This is a genomic window from Campylobacter sp. JMF_11 EL3, assembly GCF_027736965.1.
In the GTDB taxonomy this organism is placed as follows: Bacteria; Campylobacterota; Campylobacteria; order Campylobacterales; family Campylobacteraceae; genus Campylobacter_B.
This window is the reverse complement of sequence record NZ_JAOVTJ010000002.1, coordinates 139,492-157,609: the sequence shown is the minus strand read 5'-3', so window position 1 is coordinate 157,609 and position 18,118 is coordinate 139,492. Positions and strand designations below refer to the sequence as shown.

Below are 18,118 nucleotides of genomic sequence, written 5' to 3'. Positions count from 1 at the left end.
CGGTGCAAATTTCAATCAAAACCAAATTTTAAATCTCACCTTTTAAAATTTTAACTATTGTGCGAGGCAGTATTTCATGCTCGATTTCGTGGATTTTGGCTTCCCACTCATCGCGCGTTTTGCCCTCTCTGGCAAAAGCCTCTTGGGCTATGATTTTGCCCCCGTCAAGCTCTGCGCTGACTAGATGCACGCTCGCACCACCTACTTGCATATCGCTTGCAAAGCTCTCATCGATTGCGTGCGCGCCCTTGAAAAGTGGCAGAAGCGACGGGTGCAGGTTGATCGCTCTGATTTGCTCGCAAAATACCGGCGTAAGCACTCTCATAAAGCCCGCTAGCACAGTTAGCTCGGCGCCACTTTTTTTGATAACTTCTACTACTTTTGCGTCAAATTCCTCTCTACTAACAAACGCTTTATGATCAATAACAACGCTTGTTAGTCCGTATTTTTCGGCTTTTTGGATACCTAACGCGTTAGGTTTGTTAGTTAGTGTTAGCACGACCTCGATTTTAATATCGCCAAAAATTTTGCCATGAAGCTTTTCTAAAATCGCCTCTAAATTACTTCCGCTGCCGCTAAAAAGCACGGCTATTTTTTTCGTAACCATTTTATCTCCTCAATGATGTCAAATGGATTTAGTGAATATGAGTTTTTCCTAAAATTTCGCCCAGCTAAGGCATGGGCCAAAACGCCATTTATCGCGGCTTCGCGCGAGCTATAACCTTGGGCTAAAAGCCCTGTGATTAACCCTGATAGCACATCGCCACTGCCTGCCTTAGCTAGCGCGCTAACTCCTCTCTCGCACACAAAAAGCTCACCATGGTGCGCTATAATGGTGTTTGCGCCTTTTAGCACGAGCACGGATTTGGTAGCAAGCGAAAATTTGTGCGCTAAGGCAAAGCGATCTTTTTGCACTTCGCCCACGCTTAAATTTGCGATTTTTGCCAAACTTAGCAAGGCGGCAAATTCCTTCGGGTGTGGCGTGATAACGGCGTTTTCGTTAGTTTGCAAAATTTCAATGATTGCTTCATTGTAGCACAAATCCGCGTCGATGACGCAAGGCGTGTTAGCTAGGATTTGTGTGTCAAATTTCGCCCCTCCTAGCCCCATACCAGCCCCGATTGCGCTAGCGCCCAAAAACGAATTTTTGCGCATTAAAATTGGATTTAGATTTTTTACCTTGCCTACGACGCTTACCAACCCTGCGCCGATTGCATGCGCGCTAAGGGCGGCGATTTGGGCTGCGCCACTCATTTCGCCAGAGGCGATAAAGGCATGGCCAAATTCGCCTTTGTTTGTGTTTTTTTTCTTTCGAAATGGCAGGCGTAAATCAGATTTTTCTAGCAAAAACATATCGCTAGATTGTTCAAATTTTACTCTGCTAATACCTAAATTTGCTAGCTTAATCTTGCCTACAAAATCCTTGGCTAAATCGCTAAATAGGGCGATTTTAAGCGCTCCCATGCACACTGTATAATCTGCGCTAAACGCGCATGGGCTAGGAGTGCCGTTTTGATCTAGTCCGCTTGGGATATCCACAGCGATTTTTAGGGCTTTGGCGTGGTTAGCACGCCCTAGTATCTCGCATACTTTCTCGTCCATATCGCGCGATAAACCGCTTCCAAAAACGCCGTCGATTATGCAATCAAATTTGAAATTTTCCAAATTTTGGCTAAATTTCACGCCGACTTTTTTGGCAATTTCACTTTGGAGTTTAAACGCTTCGTTTTTTGGCTCGCCAAAGATTAAAAACGCCTCGCACAAATAATCCCCGCTTAGCCTGCGAAGCACGCAAATAGCGTCGTTTGCGTTATTTCCTGCGCCACATAGGGCTAAAATTTTTGCCCCCTTTTTCAGCTTTTTGCGGATTAGAATTTCTGCGCCACTAGCGGCGTTTTCCATTAAAATTTTCTCATCAATGCCTAAATTTTGGCTTGCGTTTTTGTCAAATTCGGCTGTGCTAAAATACAAATTTTTCATATCTCGCTCCTAGTTCGAAAGCTCAGAGCTTCGAGTAAATGGCCCTTTGCGATGACTTCGCTCTCGCTTAGATCAGCGATACTGCGCGCTACTTTTTTGGTTTTTATAATCCCTCTTTGGCTTAGATTATACCTGCTAATCGCGCTTTCTAGGATATTTTGCGCGCTTGATTCCAAAACGCAAAATTTCTGCACATCCTTATCGCTTAATTTCGCGTTTAGCTCGCTTTGCTGCCTTAGTTTTTGCGCGCGAAAGGCGCACACCACCCTCTCATACATCTCTTCGCTAGATATGCTAGTTCTATCGTCCTTGCTGACCTCGTCCATAGCCACATACAGATCAATCCTATCAAGCAGTGGCCCAGAAATCACGCTTTTGTATTTTTTGATTTCGTTTGCCGAGCACGAGCATGAGGTCGATTGCGAAAACAAATGTCCGCACGGGCAGGGGTTTTGCGCTGCGACAAAGATAAATTTCGTCTCATACTCGGTTTTGGAATTTACTCGCGAGATTAAAATTTTATTATCTTCAAGTGGTTCTCGCAGACTTTCTAAAATTTGCTTTCCAAAGTGCGGAAGCTCGTCGAAAAACAGCTCGCCGCCGTTTGCCAAAGCCACTTCGCCGATACGCGCTCCAAGCGAACCACCGCCGAAAATCGAGCTTCTAGTGCTTGTGTGATGAGGCGAACGAAAGGCTCTGAGTGCGCTAAAATCGACATTTTTGTTGTTTAATGACTCGTAAGCGCATGATAGCAAAATCTCACTCACGCTTTGAGGTGGCAAAATTTGGGCTATGCGTTTAGCGCACATTGATTTGCCGCACCCTGGACTGCCCTCAAAAAGTATATTGTGCATACCGCTAGCGGCGATTAGGCTCGCTCTTTTGGCTCTTTCTTGACCTTTTATGTCTTTGAAATTTAGGGTGAAATTTCGGTTTGGGACATAAATTTCACTGCCTATTTTGATAACATCTTTGAAAATCGGGTGAGTTTCGCTCATAAGGCAGGTCGTGGCAAATTCATCATCGCTAAAAAATCTAATCGCTTCTGCTAAATTTTCGACCGCATAAACCTCGTAATTTGGGATTGTGCAGGCTCTAAGCGCGATTTCTTTTGGCACTAAAATTTTAGCATTTTTCACATGCGCGCTTAAAAACAGCAGTGTCGAAAACAAAGAGGCTGTGGATTTGAGCGCCCCGTCAAGTCCAAGCTCGCCAAATACGAAAAAATCGTCCCCAAAGCTCTCTTTTTGCAAAGCGATTAAAAGCGCGATTGCAAGGTCGAAGTGCGAGCCGTTTTTGGGCACATCAGAGGGGGAGAGATTTATAATGATTTTAGAGGCTGGGAATTTGAAATTTAGGCTCATCAAAGCCGCTTTTACCCTGCTTTCGCTCTCTTTAATCGTAGCTCCGGCAAGTCCAACGATATTAAAGCCAGGAAGACCTCTTACAAATGTGCTTTCTACACTGACACTGATTAAAGTATCGGTAAAAACAGCGCATTTTAGAGATTTCATTTTGATTTTTCTTTTTTGTTTTTGCGGTATTCTTTGTCAAATTTTTTGCGGTTATTGTAGCCTATGCGCTCGATAAAAAGGTGCCCGTCTAAGTGGTCTAGCTCGTGCTGGATACACACGGCTAAAAGCTCATCGGCGCTTAGTTCGTGTTTTTGCCCGTTTCTGTCTTGGTAATTTAGCGTGATTTTGCGCGCTCTTTTTACCTCTTCGTAGTATCCTGGCACGCTAAGGCAGCCTTCTTGGTAGATGATTTCATCTTCTTTTTGTGTGATTACGGGGTTTATGAGTTCGAGCAAATCGGCTTTGTCTTGCACGCCCTCTTCGTTGGCTAAATTTATCACAACGGCTCTGATTGGATTAGCCACTTGGATAGCAGCTAGTCCAATGCCGTTTTTGCTTATCATGGTTTCATACATATCGTCTAAAAATTTCGCCAGCTCATCGTCAAATTTGACGACCTCTTTGGAGCGAACATGAAGCTTTTTGTTCGGATATGTAAGAATTTCTAAAACCATTATTTAAAACTCTTTTCCAATACCTTGTCGATTAGTCCATACTCGCTGGCCTCTTTCGCGCTCATGAAAAAATCTCTCTCGCAGTCTTTTTCGATATCGCTTAAATTTTTGCCTGTGTTTTGAGCTAAAATTTGATTTAGTTGCGATTTCATACGCAAAATTTCTTTTGCTTGGATTTCGATATCAGTGGCTTGGCCCTGGGCACCGCCGAGAGGTTGGTGAATCATAATGCGCGCATTTGGTAGGGCGTATCGTTTGCCCTTGGTGCCACAACTAAGCAAAAATGCGCCCATTGAAGCAGCCTGACCTATGCAGATCGTGCTGACATCTGGTTTGATGTAATTCATAGTATCATAAATGCTAAATCCGCTCGTAACCACGCCACCAGGGCTGTTGATATACATATAGATATCTTTGTCTGGATCTTCTGCTTCTAAAAATAGCAATTGGGCTACGATTGCGCTGGCTACATCGTCGTTGATTTCGCCACTTAGCATTACAATGCGATCTTTAAGCAAGCGAGAGTAGATATCATAGCTCCTCTCGCCTCTGCTTGTTTGCTCGATTACATAAGGTAAAAACATTATTCGCCTTCTTTGTCGTCTTTGTTTTTGCTAAAAATATTGTTGAAAAGTTTTTCCTCGATTAGCGCCATTTTAACAGCCGGTAAAACACCTCTTTTGCGATATTCTTCAAGGTGAGCTTTCGGATCTAAGCCGTTTGAGTAGGCTTCGAAGTAAATGGCTTGGATTAGCTCTTGATCGCTTACATCGATACCGCGTTTTTTAGCCAAAGCGTCGATCAAAAATGTGATTTTTACGCTTTTTTCTGCGCCGGCTCTAAATTCATCGCGTTTTTTCTCGATTGCTTTTTGATCTTTTTTAAATTCTTCGATTGTAGCCTCGTCAAATGAACGCCAAGCGTTGTTGAATTGTAAATTTATCTCTTGCTCGACGATTGATTTTGGCAAATCAAAGTTAAATTTCTCAGCCAAAGCATCAGCCATTTTTGGTTTTAACTCTTCTTCGATTTTTTTGCGAAGTTTGTCGTTTTTAAGTTGTTCTTTAATCGTGCTTTCAACCTTTTCTTTTGTAGGTTTTTCCTCGCCTGGAAGTATGCGTTTTAGCATATCCTCATCAAGTTCAGTGGCTGGTTTTTTGCACTGAATTTCATGTAGTTTTACTTTAAAAATCGCGTCTTTTCCCGCAAGGTGTTTCGCGCCGTATTCAGCTGGGAATTTCACGCTTACATCGCGCTCCTCGCCGACTTTTAGACCAATCATACCATCCTCGAAACCCGGGATAAATTGATTTGAGCCGATTTCAAGCACATAATCTTTTGCTTCGCCACCCTCGAAAGCCTCATTATCAACGAAACCTTTGAAGTCAAATTTGGCAAAATCGCCCTTTTCAAGCTCTGTTTTATCTGATTTTTCTAGTGGAGCGACCATTAATAAAATTTTATTTATCTCGTCCTCAATCTCTTTTTTGGTTACGCGAGGTGTCGAAAATTCAGGGATTAGCTCCTCGTATCCGTCGATATTGACCTCTGGGCGGAAAGAAATTTCCATCTCTACATCGATATTTCCGTCTTTTTCATCGTATTTAGAAAAAATTGGCTCGCCGATTACTTCATCAGCTTTTTTATTTACGCTTTTGATTGATTCGTCGATGATATTTTTAAAAATCTCTTGTTTTGCGTCTTGTTCTAACTGCGCGCCGTATCGTTTCATCACGACTGCTACTGGGACTTTGCCCTTTCTGAAACCGTCGATTTTAAGGTTTTTGGCGGCTTTTTTAGCAAGATCATCTACTTTTTTAGCGATAGTGTCTGCATCGATTTTTGTGCTTGCTACTGCGTTAGCAGAGTTTGTTAGCTTTGCATTGATTTCCATAAATTTCCTTTTAAAAAATTTTAAAATTAAAGCGCAGAATATACCAAAATTTTGCTTAATAATTTTAAAATTTGGCAAATTTTATTGTTTGGGGCTAAATTTTGCTTTTAAATTTTAGCGTTATAAAAGGGGAGTTTAAGTAATATGCGCGAAAAATTTTAAAGGAAAAATATGGACGAAAAAAGCAGGGAAGAATTCGCTTCTTGTGTCGCTAAAATGCTAACTTTGCTTGGCGAAAATCCTGAGCGCGAAGGGTTAATAAAAACGCCAATGCGTGTGGCAAAAGCGTATGAATTTCTTACTAGTGGATACGAGCAAGACCCCAAAGATGTGCTAAATGACGCACTTTTTGAGAGTTCAAATAATGAAATGGTGCTTATTAAGGATATTGAATTTTACAGCCTTTGCGAACACCACCTTTTGCCTATTATCGGGCGGGCGCATGTGGCGTATATACCTAATAAAAAGGTCGTTGGACTATCCAAAATTCCGCGTATGGTAAATATTTTCGCACGAAGATTACAAATCCAAGAACAACTCACCGAACAAATCGCAAACGCTATCCAAGAGGTCATCAAGCCCCTTGGCGTGGGTGTCGTAATCCAAGCCCGCCACATGTGTATGGAAATGCGTGGCGTGCAAAAAATCAACTCCACCACGACAACCTCGGCTTTGCGTGGGCTATTTATCAGCCGAAACGACACCAGAAAAGAGTTTTTTGATTTGATAAATTCGCCAAAAACATTTGGATTTTAGCGTCGGTAAGTTAAGGTGAAATTTAGTCTAATGATTATATTATCAAACTAGCTTTCAAAAGATTAAATATATCTCATTAATAAAAATTTAAGAAAGGAAATTTATGGAGCGTGTTTATTTAGACAATAACGCTACAACTATGGTCGATCCCGAAGTTTTCGAGGCGATGAAGCCATATTTTTGTGAAAAATTTGGAAACCCAAATTCACTACATAGCTTCGGTAGCGAAACCCACCCGGCTCTAAGACGGGCTATGGACGAGCTATACGAGGGGATTGGCGCAGCAGACGCGGACGATATCGTCATCACAAGCTGTGCGACAGAGAGCAACAACTGGGTTTTAAAAGGGATTTATTACGACAAAATTTTATCAGGCGAAAAGGACAATATCATAATTAGCTCTGTCGAGCACCCAGCTATCAGCGCGACCTGTGAGTTTTTGGAGCGAGTGTGCGGGGTCAAAATCATCAGGCTAGGCGTGGATAGCAACGGCTTAATCAGCCTAGATGAACTAAGAGAGAAAATCAATGACAAAACAGCCCTTGTTAGCGTAATGTGGGCAAACAACGAAACAGGCACGATTTTCCCCGTAAAGCAAATCGCAGATATCGCGCACGAATTTGGCGCACTTTATCACACAGACGCTGTGCAAGCAATGGGAAAAATCCCTGTAAATGTGCGCGCAGCAGGCGTGGATTTTTTAAGCCTTTCTGGACATAAATTTCACGCTCCAAAGGGCGTCGGCGCGTTATATATCAAAGATAGCAAACCACTTACTAGCCTACTTCACGGTGGCGAGCACATGGGCGGGCGCAGATCTGGCACACTAAATGTCGCTAGTATAGTAGGCCTTGGCAAGGCAATGGAGTTAGCGAATAAATTTATGGCTTTTGAAAATTCGCATGTCAAAAGGCTACGCGATAAATTAGAGGACGCTTTGCTTGAAATTCCACATGTCTATGTCGTGGGAGAGCGCGAAATTCGCGTGCCAAATACGATTTTAGCCTCGATTCAAGGCGTAGAGGGCGAGGCTATGCTTTGGGATCTAAACAAAGCCGGAATCGCTGCTAGCACGGGCTCAGCATGCGCTAGCGAAGCATTAGAAAACAACCCAATCATGGAAGCAATCGGCGCAGATAAAGAGCTAGCTCACACAGCGCTTCGTTTATCTCTTTCTCGCTTTAATACAGAGGCCGAGATTGATTATGCCATAGAGCATATCAGCAAGGCAATCACGAGACTTCGCGGGATTTCTAGCACATTTGCTTACGCCCCACAAGGTTATCAAAAATAAGGATTTAAAATGGCAAAAAACGATTTAATAAATGGTTCGATTTGGGAGCAATACTCAAACAAGGTTCAAGATCGCATGAATAACCCTAAATTTATGGGCGAAATCACAGAGGAGGAAGCTGCTGCGCGCGGTGCAAAGCTAATCGTGGCTGATTTTGGCGCAGAGAGCTGTGGGGACGCTGTGAGATTATACTGGCTCATCGACCCTGCTACTGACATTATTATAGACGCTAAATTTAAAAGCTTTGGCTGTGGCACGGCAATCGCTAGTAGCGACACTATGGCAGCACTTTGTATCGGCAAAACCGTCGATCAAGCCGTAAAGATTACAAATTTAGATGTCGAGCGCGATATGCGCGATACCCCTGACGAGCCGGCTGTCCCACCGCAAAAAATGCACTGCTCGGTAATGGCGTATGATGTCATCAAAGCAGCCGCGGCAAAATACAAAGGCATAGATCCTGAGCATTTCGAAGATGAGATTATCGTGTGCGAGTGCGCTAGGGTGAGCCTTGGCACGATAAAAGAGGTTATTAAGCTAAATGATTTAAAAACCGTCGAGCAAATCACACAATACACAAAGGCTGGCGCGTTTTGTAAATCTTGTATTAGACCCGGTGGGCATGAGGCTAGGGAGTATTATTTAGAGGATATTTTAGCTCAAACAAGAGAGGAAATGGAGCTAGAAAAACTCCAAGCCCAAGCCGGTGCGTGTGCGAGTTCTGGCGCGACGCCAGAGGCGAAACTAAGCTTTGAAGAGCTAAATTTAATCGGCAAATTTAAAGCGGTCGAGGCGATACTCGATAGCGATATTCGCCCAATGCTTCAAATGGACGGCGGAAATCTCGATGTCATCGACATCAAACCAAGCGATGACGGCAAAACTGACATTTATATTCGCTATTTGGGTGCGTGTTCAGGGTGTGCTAGTGGCGCAGGCGCGACGCTATATGCAATCGAAGCAGTTTTGAAGGATAATTTAAGCGAAAATATCCGCGTAATGCCGATTTGATGATACGCAGGCTAAATTTGAGCTTTTGCTTCAAATTTAGCCGAATTTTAAATTTCATAAATTTTAAATTTTCTAAAACACACGCTTTGAATTTTAAATTCACAGATTGCTTTGGCGATAAATCGCCTTGCAATGACAAATCAATGCTTTTAAATTTTGCCTGCTAATGAATTAAAAATTTAAACGCTAAATTCGCAAATTTCGCGCCATAATAAATTTTATTCTAATCCTAAATTTAGTATAATCACGGGATATTTTTTATTTAAGGACAAATCATGAGACCAGTTATACTCGATAGCGTAAAACACGCAGACCTAAAATACCACGCAGACGCGATTCCAAACGAGCCGTTTGTGCCTGTAATCGCGCCTGAGGTTCCAGCGTGTTCTGATAAATTAGTCATCGTTTTTACAAACGAACCTGAGCCAAAAATGGTAGCACTTCTAGGCCGTTCAAAAAACCTTTTAATCGACAAAAGCTACAAAGGCATGGTGCCATCAGCTATCCAAAACTACCCATTTTTCCTAGCCAAAATCGAAGATCGCATGGTGATTTGCTTCGATGAGGACGCCAAACAAATCAAAGGCGAGGGCGAGGCGCTGTTTGAAGACGGCAAACCAACGCAGTTTTTGGAAAATTTGAAAAGCGTAATGAAAAACTACTGGGAGCTAAACGCCATTACTAGCGAGGCTGCAAAAGAGCTAAAAGAGGCTGGCGTTTTGGAGGCAAAAGAGCTAAATATCCAAAGAGATGGCGAGACGATTACGCTATTAAACGGCTTTTTGATACTAAACCGCGAAAAACTTTTGAGCCTAGATGATAAAAAACTAGCCGAATTTGCGCGCAAAGGCTATTTGGAGCTAGCGTTTTTCCACCTAAAAAGCCTAAGCAATCTACAAACCCTAGGCGATAAAATCATGGCAAAAGACGCGCCAAAAAGCAATTAAAGAGCAAATTTAAAGGAAATTTAATGATACCATTTAGCGATGAAGAGCTTTTAAATCCTGTCAAGGCTAGCCTCGATACTATCCGCCCAATGCTACAAAACGACGGCGGTGATATGGAGCTTCGTGGCATTAAAAACGGCGTTGTGTATGTCACGCTCACAGGACATTGTCATGGTTGTGCAGCTAGCGGACAGACGCTGAAATTTGGCGTAGAAAGACAGCTTCGTATGGATATTCACCCAGAACTTAGCGTCGTAAATATCCCACAAGGCGAGAAATTTGAGCTATAAATCAAAGGGGCTAAACGCCCTAAAATCTGGCAAATTTGAGTTTGCTAAAACATTTTTTGCCCTAGCGCAAGAGCAAAAACCAAGCGATGAGCTTTTGTTTTTAATCGAGCTTTGCGATTTGGGGCTTAGCGAGCCAGAAGAGGCCTTGATGCTGTATGAATTTTACACTCTAAAACCCAAGCCAAAACCTAGCGTTTTGTTTCGAATTTTAAACTCAATTAACGAAAAAATCGCTAAGAAAAATGCTGAAATTTCAAAGAAATTTTCAGATGAGGCTGAGGGGATAGACGCGATTTTATACAAAGATTTCATGCGCGCTGTAAAGGAGAGTGGAAGCTTCAAAAATGTCTTTGAGAGCGTGATTTTCTCGTCAAAAATCGCGGTTGAGAACAAAGACGAGATGATTGAGTTTTTGCAAAATTTACTTGCAAATGGATTTGATGAAATTTGCATTAATTATATCGAGGCGAGTTCGGAGCATTTTGCTGGGGATTTGCGCCTAGATGAGATTATAAAAAAGATAAAAAATGAAAATAGGGATTAAAAATAGTTTTATCACCGATAATTCGGGCGAGTGCGAGAGCGGGTGCTATTTTGTGCAAACTAGCGCAAATGCCAAATTTAGCGCACAAGCTGAGCAAAACGGCGCGCAAATCATTTCTATTAGCGAAGCAAAGGCGCTTTTAGGGATTGATGAGAGTATCAAAATCGTAGGCATTACCGGCACCAACGGCAAGACCACGACCGCAGCACTGATTTATTCTATGCTTTTGGATTTGGGGTATTCTGTGGGGCTGTGTGGCACCAGAGGGGCTTTCATAAACGATAAAAGAATCGATGAAAAGGGGCTTACGACAAGCTCTGTTTTTAAAACGATGAGTTATTTGCTAGAAGCAACTAAGCAAAAATGCGAATTTTTCGTCATGGAGGTTAGCTCTCACGCAATCGCGCAAAACCGCATTGAAGGGCTAAATTTCGCGCTTAAAATTTTTACAAATTTAAGCCAAGACCATTTGGATTATCATAAAACTATGAGCGAATACGCCGCGGTAAAAAGCTCGTTTTTCGCCGATGAGAGCGCAAAGCTTATCAACAAAGACGACGGCCATATCGAATTTAATCTAAAAAATGCCCTAACTTATGGCGTGAAAAATCCAGCCACTTTTAGCGTGCTAGCTTACAGCGTAAAAGGCGCAATCGACGCTATGATAAAAACTCCAAATGGCGAGTTTGAAATTTCTAGCGAATTAATCGGCGAATTTAACCTTTACAACGCCCTAGCAGCGTTTGGCGCAGTTAAAATGCTAACTAATAAAAACGAAAAAGATATAGCAAAGGCAATGTCAAATTTCGCAGGTGTTGAGGGTAGGGTGCAAGTAGTGGCTAAAAACCCCCTTGTCATCGTGGATTTCGCCCATACGCCAGATGGGATCGAAAAGGTGCTAAATGCGCTCAAAGATAACGAACTAATCGTGGTTTTTGGCGCAGGTGGCGACAGAGATCCTCTAAAACGCCCATTAATGGGGGCTATGGTGGAGCATTTCGCTAAATTTGCAATCATCACTAGCGATAATCCACGAAGCGAAGACCCCGAAAAAATCATCGCGCAAATCGAAGAGGGTATGCGAGATAAAGAAAAAATCACAAAAATCGCAGATCGCAAAGAGGCGATTAAAAAAGCCATAAATTTAGCGCAAAATGGCGAAGTGGTCGTGATTTTGGGTAAGGGCGATGAAACATATCAAGAAATCAAGGGCGTAAAATATCCATTTAGCGATAAAGATGTCGTTTTAGAGATTTTAAAGGAGCAAAAATGAAAATAACAATGCTTCAAAGCAAAATTCACAGAGCCCGTGTAACGGACGCAAATTTAAATTATGTCGGCTCGATTACGATTGATAAAGAGCTTTTAAAAGCTAGCGGTATGATTGAGTTTCAAAAGGTTGAAATTTTAAATATCAACAACGGCGAGCGATTTAGCACATATATCATCGAGGGCGAGAAAAAGGGCGAGATTTGCCTAAATGGCGCGGCTGCGCGCAAAGTTTGCGTAGGCGATGTCATAATTATCGTAAGTTATGCTGATATGAAACCCGAGGAAGCGAAAAAATTCAAGCCAAAAATCGTGCATGTAAATGAAAAAAATGAGATTGTGGAGTAAGAGATGTTTGAGGGAATGGATTTTTCTAAAATGGGTGAAATGATCGAGCAAATGCAAGAAAAAGCAAAGCAGATCCAAGAAGAAAACGCCAAAAAAGAATTTAGCGTCAAAGTCGGCGCTGGTATGGTCGCTATCAAAATCAACGGCGCTGGCGAGGTTTTAGATGTGGAGATCGACGATAGCCTTTTGGAGGATAAAGATAGCTTGCAAATTTTGCTAATCTCAGCGATAAATGACGCCGTAAAACTCATAGAAAACGAAAAGAAAAACGCCGCAACCGCCATGCTAGGCGGTCTTGGCGGACTAGGCGGATTTGGCGCGAATTAGGAATAAAAATGGAAATTTTAAAGGAATTTAAAGAGTATTTGCGCGAAAACCCACTTCAAGCGCCTAGTTTTCACCCATATTTCGAAGAGGCGTTAAATTATATGTTGGGTGCTGGTGGGAAGCATTTTCGCGCTCAACTGCTTCTTGGCGTGGTCGCTGCTATAAATAAAAATAAATTTGCAGACGCCCTGCCTGTCGCAAAAGCCCTAGAAATGGTGCATACATACTCGCTAATCCACGATGATTTACCCGCTATGGATAATGCTGATTTTAGGCGCGCTCATCAAACCATACACAAAAAATACGATGAGGTTACAGCGATACTCGTGGGCGACGCGTTAAATACTGACGCGTTTTTGGTGATTTCTAAGTCAAATTTAAGCGCAGAGATTAAGGTAAAATGCGTTGAAATTTTAGCCAAAAATGCTGGTTCGGCGGGCATGGTTTTGGGTCAAGCGATTGATTGTTATTTTGAGAAAAAACACCTAGAAATATCAGATTTAAAATTTTTGCACCTTCACAAAACAGGCGCCCTAATAGCGGCTTCGTTTGAATTAGGCGCTGTTATTGCGGGTTTGGGCGATGAAAAGGCGAGGAAATTTTATGGCGTCGGGCTAAATTTAGGACTAGCTTTTCAGATACAAGATGACATCATCGACGCCACGCAAAGCTCCCAAACCGCAGGAAAGCCTACTATGCACGACGGGGATAAAAATTCTTTTACGAATTTACTCGGCGTCGAACGCGCCAAAGAGTATAAAAACTCACTCATTTCGCAAATCGAAGAAAGCATGAGCGACGAGAGTGAAAATTTGCAAAATTTAGTATCAAATTTGATAAACAAATATCTGAAAGGATAAAAATGAGAAGTAAAATTTCAAACACCATTAAATTTTTGAGTGCAGATATGATCCAAAAGGCTAATTCTGGCCACCCAGGCACTCCTATGGGGCTAAGCGATGTGATGAGCGTGCTTATGGAAAAGCTAGTGCATAATCCAAAAAACCCAAACTGGCTAAACCGCGATCGCCTAGTGTTTTCCGGCGGTCATGCAAGTGCTTTGGTGTATAGCTATCTATATTTGAGTGGCTATGATATCGCGCTGGAAGATTTGAAAAATTTCCGTCAGCTCCACTCCAAAACCCCAGGTCACCCAGAAATCACAACCCCTGGCGTAGAAATCGCCACAGGTCCGCTAGGTCAAGGCGTAGCAAACGCTGTGGGCTTTGCAATGGCGGCAAAATACGCTGCAAATTTGCTAAATGATGAAAATACAAAGGTAATCGATCATAAAATTTACTGCCTTTGCGGGGATGGCGATTTAGAAGAAGGTATCAGCTACGAAGCATGCGCGCTGGCAGGTTGCCACAGCCTAGATAATCTCGTCATTATCTACGATAGCAACAAAATCACGATTGATGGCTCAACTTCGATTGCGTGGGACGAGGATATCAAGGTTCGCTTCGAAGCCCAAGGCTTCGAGGTGGCTCGCATAGACGGACACAATTTCGATCAAATCGAATTTGCCCTAGATGAGGCCAAAAACAAAACCAAACCATACCTAATCATCGCAAATACCGCTATCGGCAAGGGTGCATTAGAGCTAGAAGGTAGCCACAAAACTCACGGCGCACCTTTGGGTGAGGATCTCATAAAAAGAGCCAAAGAGGCGCTTGGATTTGACCCTAATGAGAGTTTTAGTGTGAGCGAAGATGTGCTTTTCACTACTCGCGCAGCCGTAGAAAAGGGCGATTTGGCTGAGAAACTATGGAACGAAAAAATCGCAAATTTAAGCGCAGAGAAGAAAAATTTATTAAACTCGCTTCAAAATCCAAATTTTGACGCTATACAATTCCCTGATTTTAGCGGTCAAAAGGTCGCTACGCGCGATAGCAATGGCAAAATTTTAAACGCAATTGCGGCTGCGCTTCCTAGCTTCATAGGCGGAAGCGCAGACCTTGCGGCCTCTAATAAGACCGAATTAAAGGGCTTTGGTGACTTTCCGTATGGCAAAAATTTCCACTTCGGGATTCGCGAACACTCAATGGCTGCGATAAATAACGCCATTGCCAGATATGGGCTGTTTATCCCATTTTCTGCGACATTTTTTATTTTCAGCGACTATCTCAAAAATAGTGCTAGAATGGCGGCACTTATGAGCCTAAGGCACTATTTCGTTTTCACTCACGATAGTATCGGTGTGGGCGAGGACGGCCCGACTCACGAGCCAATCGAGCAACTCTCAACCTTCCGCGCAATGCCGAATTTCTACACCTTCCGTCCAGCTGACGGCAACGAAAATGTAGAGTGCTGGCGCGCAGCACTGGCTACAAATGCCCCTGCTGCCTTTGTTTGCTCACGCCAAGGCTTAGAGGCTTTGCCAAAGGCTGTATTTGGCGAGGCAAAAAACGGCGCGTATTTGATCAAAGAGTGCGAAAACGCCGATATCACGCTAGTAGCTAGCGGTAGCGAAGTAGGAATCTGCCTAAAAGCCGCCGCGCTTTTACAAAGCGAAAATATCAGAGCAAATGTCGTTAGTGCGCCTTGTTTCGAGCTTTTGTGCGAACAAAGTGAAGAATACAGGGCTAGAATTTTCAAAGGCAAAGTCCTAGCCGTCGAGGCTGCAAGTGCGCTAGAATGGTATAAATTCGCTGATGAAATTTTAGGCATGAAGAGTTTTGGCGAGAGCGCACCAGCTGGCGAGCTATTCAAGCTTTTCGGTTTTAGCGATCTAAATGTCGCAAACGAAGCGAAAAAACTTCTAAACAGATAATACAAAATTTAGCCAAATTTCAAAATTTGGCTAAATTCCTTTTAAATTTCACTAAATTTTACTTGCAATCGCTTGGCGAAATTACGATAGAAGCTAGGTTAGCATCGATCCCAGGTAGGGTGTAGCGCCACTCCATGGCGATTTCGTTATCTCTGTATTCGGCTAGCTCCTCGGCCTTGCAGTAAAGCTCCAAAAGCTCGCCACTTTTCAAAACCAAATTCGAGCGCAATTTGTCCTCGATTTCGCCTATTTTCGCCATTGCCTCTGGCGGAAGGTTGAATTCATAGTAGTGCGTTAGTAGGTTGTCTTGGCAGGTTATATCGCTATAAATCACAACGCCGTTTTTGTATGGCAAATCCTTTTTGCTAGCCTTGATTAGCGCGATAGTTTCGGCGTTTTGGCATTTATCGGCGTTTTCTTGTTCGCTTTTATTTTGATTTGGAGCCGATAAAATTATCGTTTGCGTGGAAGTGGCTGGCGCCACTGCCGTCTCGGGCTCACTTGGCGCGAGATTTTTTGTATTAGGCTCATTTGAAACACTCGGCGCGCTTTTTTCTTGTGCGAAATTTGGCGCTTCTAGCCTCTCTGGCGCGCTTACAATTTCATTTGAGCTATCTTTGCTCGCATCAAAAATAGCTGGCGTATCAGGTATGGCTAGCGTGGTAGAATTTATAGGTTTTGTCGGTGTTGCGGAGTTTGCGGCGGCGATTTTGTCAAATTCGCGCGAAATTTCTAGCTCTATGGAATCATTTTTTTTCGTGTTTGCTAAGCACTGTTTTCCTCTTTTTTTCTCCTCCCCGCACCCCACTAAAAGCACCAAAAGACTAGCCAAAACTAGAAATTTTCTCATAAATTTCCTTTTTTTTAAATTTTGCAAGAATTATAACGATTTAGGCTTAAATTTGTAATAGCAAAATTTAGCCAAATTTAATATATGATTAAAATAAATTTACCACGGGAGTGTATAATCCTCGCATTTTATCTCATTTTAAAGGAGTTTTAATGAAAAAATCTCTACTTAGCCTTAGCGTAGTTGCGATGATTGCGCTTAGCGGTTGCTCTAACAAATCGGAAACTTTGGGACCTGATGTCTATGACGAGCATGGATTAAACCAAGAACAAAACGCCAAAACTATCCAAATTCTCTCAATCGTTCCAGCCAAGGTCAGGGTCGATAATACCGAAAACAAACGCCTAGCCCAAGCCGCAGGTGGCGTAGTAGGCGCTGTGGGCGGAGCTGTGCTAGGTCATAAAATGGGCGGTCGCCACGAAACAGGCGGAGCTGTGGCTGGTGGCGCGATAGGTGGCGTGCTAGGAGCGGGAGCGGGATCGATGGTAAGCGATACCAAGGTAATCGACGCCGTGACAATCACATATAAAGATGGTAAAGCGCTTAAAAGCTCGACACAAGCAGGTCGCGTGTGCCAGTATGCTAATGGCGAAGCGCTGATGATTTCATCATACTCTGGCGAGACGAGAATCCAGCCAAACGCGGTGTGCGCTGATTAAATTTAGCCGAATTTACCCGTGAAATTTACGGGTAAATTCCACTTTACAAAAAATCTAAAATTTACAAATTTTTATTAAAATATAGAACAAATTTCAAAATTTAGGATTACAATGAAACTTCAAATGTCCCTAATCTCGGCTGCTTGCGTGGTGATAATCATAGCAGGACTTAAAGCTGCTGGCTCGATTATCGTGCCGTTTTTGCTAGCGATTTTTATCACGGTTTTGATTTCTCCACTAATGCTATCTATCCAAAAACTGCGCGTAGGGCGATTGTTTAGCTTTTTGATCGTGGTTTTGGGATTTCTTGGTGTTATGGGATTTATGGGTGATATCGTATTTAAGGCGGTCAGAGAGTTTTCGGCGCAGTTACCAGAGCTGGGGGCGAAATTTAACCAGGTCCTAGGTGGCGCGCAAGAGCGGCTGAATAATTATGGCATTGATTTTGATCTAGCTAGCCTCGGTGCTGAGCCCTCTGAAATGGTATCTCGCGCGACAGCTGTGGCGAAAAAAACAGGCGGAATTGTCAGCACCGGGTTTTTCGTCTTTATTTTGGTCTCTTTCATGGTCTTTGAAAGCTCGGTAATTGATGCGAAAATCAAATATTTTTCTGCTCGCAACCGCGGTATGCATAAATTTATGAAAAAATTTGCCCCAAGCCTGAAAAAATATCTACTTATCAAAACGATTTCAAGCGCCACGACAGGTGCGCTAATCGGGCTTTGTCTGTGGCTACTTGGCGTGCCGTATGCAGCACTTTGGGGGATAGTAGCGTTTATGCTAAATTATATCCCTACAATCGGCTCTATAATCGCCGTTTTTCCGACACTTTTCGTGACATTGGCGACAATGGATTTAAGCGTGAGTATTTGGGTCGTGGCGATCTATCTTATCATAAATGTCGTCATCGGAAATATCATCGAACCGCGCTTCATGGGCGAGGGGCTGGGGCTTTCGACACTAAGCGTGCTTGGAGGTCTTCTTCTTTGGGGATTTGTCTTTGGTGTGGGAGGTATGTTTTTGGCTGTGCCACTTACTATGAGCATACAAATCGCGCTAAATTCAAACGAACGCACGAAATCTATCGCCACGCTTTTAAGCAATAAAATTGAGCATTAAATTTTAAAATTTCAAATTTCGCTAGGGA

The 18,118-nt window shown here is 42.9% G+C and carries 20 protein-coding genes; 13 read left to right on the top strand and 7 right to left on the bottom strand.

Translation table 11 applies throughout. The features are described from left to right. Window positions 1-28: 28 nt before the first annotated feature. The 6 genes from purN to tig are packed head-to-tail and all read right to left on the bottom strand — an operon-like array spanning window position 29 to window position 5,903. A complete protein-coding gene (gene purN, locus OFN67_RS04325; RefSeq protein WP_270868516.1) occupies window positions 29-607 on the bottom strand; it encodes a phosphoribosylglycinamide formyltransferase in 579 nt (192 codons plus the stop codon). After that, window positions 589-1,980: an NAD(P)H-hydrate dehydratase gene (locus tag OFN67_RS04320; RefSeq protein ID WP_270868515.1), complete on the bottom strand. Its 1,392-nt coding sequence runs from the start codon at window positions 1,978-1,980 to the stop codon at window positions 589-591. Before OFN67_RS04320 ends, purN begins: the two co-directional genes overlap by 19 nt. After that, a complete protein-coding gene (locus OFN67_RS04315; RefSeq protein WP_270868514.1) occupies window positions 1,977-3,494 on the bottom strand; it encodes a YifB family Mg chelatase-like AAA ATPase in 1,518 nt (505 codons plus the stop codon). Before OFN67_RS04315 ends, OFN67_RS04320 begins: the two co-directional genes overlap by 4 nt. Continuing rightward, window positions 3,491-4,009 carry a peptide deformylase gene (gene def, locus OFN67_RS04310; protein ID WP_270868513.1) on the bottom strand — a complete coding sequence of 173 codons (519 nt, stop codon included), beginning with the start codon at window positions 4,007-4,009 and terminating at the stop codon, window positions 3,491-3,493. The genes OFN67_RS04315 and def overlap by 4 nt, the downstream gene beginning before the upstream one ends. Then, window positions 4,009-4,593, bottom strand: a complete 585-nt coding sequence (gene clpP / locus OFN67_RS04305) for an ATP-dependent Clp endopeptidase proteolytic subunit ClpP (RefSeq protein WP_270858485.1) — start codon at window positions 4,591-4,593, stop codon at window positions 4,009-4,011. The genes def and clpP overlap by 1 nt, the downstream gene beginning before the upstream one ends. Next, the gene (gene tig / locus OFN67_RS04300; protein WP_270868512.1) at window positions 4,593-5,903 is read right to left on the bottom strand and encodes a trigger factor; all 1,311 of its coding nucleotides are present in this window, start codon (window positions 5,901-5,903) and stop codon (window positions 4,593-4,595) included. Before tig ends, clpP begins: the two co-directional genes overlap by 1 nt. Window positions 5,904-6,074: 171 nt before the next feature. On the opposite strand from tig, the gene folE reads away from it, so the two are divergent. From folE to tkt, 11 genes are all read left to right on the top strand, one after another. Further along, window positions 6,075-6,659, top strand: coding sequence for a GTP cyclohydrolase I FolE (gene folE / locus OFN67_RS04295; protein WP_270868511.1), 585 nt, complete (start codon window positions 6,075-6,077; stop codon window positions 6,657-6,659). A 103-nt stretch (window positions 6,660-6,762) separates the two neighbouring features. After that, a complete protein-coding gene (locus OFN67_RS04290; protein ID WP_270868510.1) occupies window positions 6,763-7,953 on the top strand; it encodes a NifS family cysteine desulfurase in 1,191 nt (396 codons plus the stop codon). A 9-nt stretch (window positions 7,954-7,962) separates the two neighbouring features. Then, window positions 7,963-8,964 carry an iron-sulfur cluster assembly scaffold protein gene (locus tag OFN67_RS04285; RefSeq protein ID WP_270868509.1) on the top strand — a complete coding sequence of 334 codons (1,002 nt, stop codon included), beginning with the start codon at window positions 7,963-7,965 and terminating at the stop codon, window positions 8,962-8,964. Between the two features lie 275 nt (window positions 8,965-9,239). After that, window positions 9,240-9,911 (top strand): SapC family protein, encoded by a 672-nt coding sequence (locus OFN67_RS04280; protein WP_270868508.1) that lies wholly within the window; start codon window positions 9,240-9,242, stop codon window positions 9,909-9,911. A 23-nt stretch (window positions 9,912-9,934) separates the two neighbouring features. Continuing rightward, window positions 9,935-10,201 carry a NifU family protein gene (locus OFN67_RS04275; RefSeq protein ID WP_270868507.1) on the top strand — a complete coding sequence of 89 codons (267 nt, stop codon included), beginning with the start codon at window positions 9,935-9,937 and terminating at the stop codon, window positions 10,199-10,201. Then, window positions 10,191-10,745 carry a histidine kinase gene (locus OFN67_RS04270; protein WP_270858478.1) on the top strand — a complete coding sequence of 185 codons (555 nt, stop codon included), beginning with the start codon at window positions 10,191-10,193 and terminating at the stop codon, window positions 10,743-10,745. Before OFN67_RS04275 ends, OFN67_RS04270 begins: the two co-directional genes overlap by 11 nt. Then, window positions 10,729-12,018 (top strand): UDP-N-acetylmuramoyl-L-alanyl-D-glutamate--2,6-diaminopimelate ligase, encoded by a 1,290-nt coding sequence (locus OFN67_RS04265; RefSeq protein ID WP_270868506.1) that lies wholly within the window; start codon window positions 10,729-10,731, stop codon window positions 12,016-12,018. The genes OFN67_RS04270 and OFN67_RS04265 overlap by 17 nt, the downstream gene beginning before the upstream one ends. Next, window positions 12,015-12,362 carry an aspartate 1-decarboxylase gene (panD, locus tag OFN67_RS04260; protein WP_270868505.1) on the top strand — a complete coding sequence of 116 codons (348 nt, stop codon included), beginning with the start codon at window positions 12,015-12,017 and terminating at the stop codon, window positions 12,360-12,362. The genes OFN67_RS04265 and panD overlap by 4 nt, the downstream gene beginning before the upstream one ends. 3 nt (window positions 12,363-12,365) lie before the next feature. Then, window positions 12,366-12,689, top strand: coding sequence for a YbaB/EbfC family nucleoid-associated protein (locus tag OFN67_RS04255; protein WP_270858475.1), 324 nt, complete (start codon window positions 12,366-12,368; stop codon window positions 12,687-12,689). Between the two features lie 8 nt (window positions 12,690-12,697). After that, on the top strand, window positions 12,698-13,549 hold the full coding sequence (locus tag OFN67_RS04250; RefSeq protein ID WP_270868504.1) for a polyprenyl synthetase family protein: 852 nt from the start codon (window positions 12,698-12,700) through the stop codon (window positions 13,547-13,549). A 2-nt stretch (window positions 13,550-13,551) separates the two neighbouring features. Further along, window positions 13,552-15,462, top strand: a complete 1,911-nt coding sequence (gene tkt, locus OFN67_RS04245) for a transketolase (RefSeq protein ID WP_270868503.1) — start codon at window positions 13,552-13,554, stop codon at window positions 15,460-15,462. 58 nt (window positions 15,463-15,520) lie between these two features. Here the strand turns inward: tkt and OFN67_RS04240 are convergent, their stop codons facing one another. Further along, complete coding sequence (locus OFN67_RS04240; RefSeq protein ID WP_270868502.1) at window positions 15,521-16,312, bottom strand: hypothetical protein; 792 nt, start codon at window positions 16,310-16,312, stop codon at window positions 15,521-15,523. 152 nt (window positions 16,313-16,464) lie between these two features. On the opposite strand from OFN67_RS04240, the gene OFN67_RS04235 reads away from it, so the two are divergent. Both OFN67_RS04235 and OFN67_RS04230 read left to right on the top strand, forming a co-directional pair. After that, complete coding sequence (locus OFN67_RS04235; RefSeq protein ID WP_270868501.1) at window positions 16,465-16,971, top strand: glycine zipper 2TM domain-containing protein; 507 nt, start codon at window positions 16,465-16,467, stop codon at window positions 16,969-16,971. A 111-nt stretch (window positions 16,972-17,082) separates the two neighbouring features. After that, entirely contained in the window at window positions 17,083-18,090 is a 1,008-nt protein-coding gene (locus OFN67_RS04230; protein ID WP_270864775.1) for an AI-2E family transporter, read from the top strand. Window positions 18,091-18,118: the final 28 nt, after the last annotated feature.